We start from the raw sequence: 3,096 nt of genomic DNA on the forward strand, positions 1-3,096 counted from the left end.
AGCAGGGGAAGCGTGTTCCGGTAGAGTTCTACGACGTGGGCGGAACGGGCGTAGTCCAGGTAGGCCGTCTGCACGTCGGCGGCGAGCTGGCGCGTGGCGGTGCCCAGCGCGGCGCCGTCCAGGTCTGCCAGCGTGCGCCGCAGGCGCCGGTTTTCCCACGCGGCGGGGGCCAGCAGCGGCTGCGCGATGCGGATCTTGGTCTCCTGCGCCAGCGGCAGGCGGGCGTCGACGTTGGTGGGGAACTGCGTGGTGCCCGTCACCTGGTTGAGCGCCGCGTACGCGGGGTTCACCAGGTCGCCCAGGTTCATCCCGCCGCTCATCTCGCTGTAGCGCGCGTCGAAGCTGACGGTGGGCAGCAACAGCCCCCGCGCCTCGCGCACGGCCGCGCTGCTCCGCTCGGCCGAAAGGCGCTCCTGCCGCAGCGACAGGTTGTTATCCATCGCCTGCCGAACGTACCCGCCCAGCGGATCGCCCTGCGCACGGGCGGCGAGCGGAGCGGCGGCGAGCAGAAATACGAGCATCGGCGCGAGCCGAGTGGGTGACAGCATGGGTACCAGCCTCCTTCCGGGGTGAACCTGCCCTTCGGAATACCGACGACCTACCAGCATACTACTTTCTAACAGTGTTAAGCGTATGGGTAAAATGAATCATCCCTCGCGCAGAATTCCACGGATCATCGCCTCGATGCTCAGCGCCGACGTCGCCCGCAGGTCGCGCCAGTGGATCCACGGGTCGTCGCACTTGGCGATCTGCAGCGACACCAGCCCGTGCACCGAGGCCCACATCATCTGCGCAAGCTGCTCCGCGTCGTTCAGCTCGGGGCGAAAGCGGCCCTGCTCCATCCCTTCCGCCACCGTGTGCAGCAGCAGCGCATAGGCGTCCTGCTCCGGGTTGCCGCGGTCGAAGTCCGGCTCGCTGTAGGGCGTGCGGGTCATGAACATGACGGCATAGTGGTGCGGCTTTTCGACGGCGAACTCCACGTACGCCAGCCCGATCAGCCGCAGGCGCTCCACCGGGTCGGGCACCATCGCAAAGCGGACGAACTGCTGGCCCAGCGCGCGAAAGTCGCTGTGCACCATCTCGATGATCAGCGCGTCCTTGTCCTTGAAGTGATGGTAGATGGCGGCCGCCGTGTACTCCACGCGATCGGCGATGGCGCGCATGGTGGTCGCCTCGATGCCGTGCGTGGCGAACATCTCGCGCGCCGCGTCGAGAATCTTCTCGCGCGTCTCCTGCCGCTCCCGGTCCCGCCGTTCCTTCGTTCCCATAACCTCGATTGGATACTTAACGCTGTTAGGTGAAATGATAAGATGTCGCCGCGGGCACGTCAAGGATGTTGGCCCCGGCCCCGCGAGGCGATAGGTTACCGGCCGTTGAACCGGCCGACCGAACCAGGTGCGCGTGCTTCGTCTTTCCACCCTGCTGGACCAGATTCCGGCCCGACCGAACGCGGCCGAGCTGCTGGCGGCCTTCGTTCCGCCGCGGCGGTTTTCGGACAAGCGCTTCGAGGACTACCGCCCCGACGCGCGGCACCCCTCGCAGGCCGCCGCCGTGGGGCGGCTGCGCGAGGTCGCGGACGAGATGCACGCCTCCACGGGCGGCTGGTCGCGGCTGCGGACCGCGCTCGGCGGACGGCCGCGGGGCGCGGGCGTGTACCTGGACGGCGGCTTCGGCGTTGGCAAGACGCACCTGCTTGCGTCGCTGTGGAACGCCGCGCCCAAGCCCAGCGCCTACCTGAGCTTCGACGAGCTCGTCTACGCCATCGGCCTGCTGGGGGTGGAGCCCGCGCGCGAGGCGTTCCGGGGGCAGCGGCTGGTGGCGGTGGACGAATGGGAGCTGGACGATCCCGGCAACCTGAAGCTGGCCATCGCCTTCCTGCGCGGCGCCCTGGCGGACGGCATCCGCGTGGCGACGACGTCCAACACCATCCCCGACGAGCTGGGGCGCGGCCGCTTCGACCAGAAGAGCTTCACTGCCGAGATCGAGGAATTGTCGTCCGCCTTCGAGGTGCTGCGCGTGGAGGGCGAGGACTATCGCCACCGCCGCTTCGAGGCCGACCCCGGGCGCTCCGCCTTCCTGGACGACGCGACGATGGAGCGCGCGCGGAGCCGGGCGGGCGAGCGGGCCCTGGCTGCGGGATTCCAGGAGCTGCTGGACGGGCTGGGTACCGTGCACCCCATCCGCTACTACGCGGTGGTCGAAGCGGTTGACGAGCTGCTGATCGAGGGGGTGCAGCCGATGACGGACCTGTACGATGGGCTGCGCTGGGTGCACTTCGTCGACAAGGTGTACGACGGCGCCGTTCCGTTCTCCGCCACGGCGGATGCGGGCCTGGACGAGCTGTTTCCCCGCGCCTGGCTGACCGGCGCGTTCGGCAAGAAGTTCTCGCGCTGCCTGTCGCGGATGGAAGAGATGCTGGGGGAACGGCGGATGGAGCTGTCGGCGTGAGCGGATTTGCCTCGGTGGTGTTCGACTGCGACTCCACCCTCGTGCGAATCGAGGGCATCGACGAGCTCGCCGGCGATGCGGCGAACGAGATCCGCGCGCTGACCGATGCGGCGATGCGGGGCGAGGTGCCGCTGGAAGACGTCTACGGACGGCGCCTCGAACTGATCCGCCCCACCCGCGCCCGGGTGGACGAGGTCGGGCGGATGTACGTGGACACGCTGGTGCCGCACGCCCGCGAGGTGGTGGCGGCGCTCCGCTGGCTGGGGAAGACCGTCCGCATCCTTTCGGGCGGCCTTGAGCCCCCGGTCCAGGCGGTCGGCGCGGAACTGGGGCTCACGTCGGACGAGGTCGCGGCCGTCGGAATCACGTTCGGTGAAGAGGGCACGTACGCGGGATTCGACCGCGAGTCGCCGCTGGCACGCAGTGGAGGCAAGGCGCGGGTGCTGGCCCGGTGGAACCTCCTCCGCCCCGTGCTGCTGGTGGGCGATGGAGCCACGGACCTGGAGGCGCGCCCCGCGGTGGACGCGTTCGCGGCGTACATGGGCGTCGCGTATCGCCCCGCCGTGGCTGCGGGGGCCGACTTCGTGTTGCGCGACGAGAGCCTTGCGCCGGTGCTCGCGCTGGCCTGCACGGACGAGGACCGTGAGC

Annotated in this window: 4 protein-coding genes; 2 read left to right on the forward strand and 2 right to left on the reverse strand. The window is 69.5% G+C overall.

Annotation, left to right across the window (positions count from 1 at the left end; all coding sequences use genetic code 11):
* Both VIB55_RS24420 and VIB55_RS24425 read right to left on the reverse strand, forming a co-directional pair.
* Nucleotides 1–548, reverse strand: a 548-nt coding sequence (locus VIB55_RS24420) for a TolC family protein (protein WP_331879298.1), incomplete at its 3' end; no start/stop codon positions are given.
* A 99-nt stretch (nucleotides 549–647) separates the two neighbouring features.
* Nucleotides 648–1,268: a TetR/AcrR family transcriptional regulator gene (locus tag VIB55_RS24425; RefSeq protein WP_331879299.1), complete on the reverse strand. Its 621-nt coding sequence runs from the start codon at nucleotides 1,266–1,268 to the stop codon at nucleotides 648–650.
* Nucleotides 1,269–1,395: 127 nt separating this feature from the next.
* On the opposite strand from VIB55_RS24425, the gene zapE reads away from it, so the two are divergent.
* Together zapE and VIB55_RS24435 are read left to right on the forward strand one after the other, a co-directional pair.
* Entirely contained in the window at nucleotides 1,396–2,448 is a 1,053-nt protein-coding gene (gene zapE / locus VIB55_RS24430; protein ID WP_331879301.1) for a cell division protein ZapE, read from the forward strand.
* The coding region (locus VIB55_RS24435) for an HAD-IB family phosphatase (RefSeq protein ID WP_331879302.1) at nucleotides 2,445–3,096 on the forward strand (652 nt) is incomplete at its 3' end. The genes zapE and VIB55_RS24435, both read left to right, overlap by 4 nt.

This window comes from Longimicrobium sp. (assembly GCF_036554565.1).
In the GTDB taxonomy this organism is placed as follows: domain Bacteria; phylum Gemmatimonadota; class Gemmatimonadetes; order Longimicrobiales; family Longimicrobiaceae; genus Longimicrobium.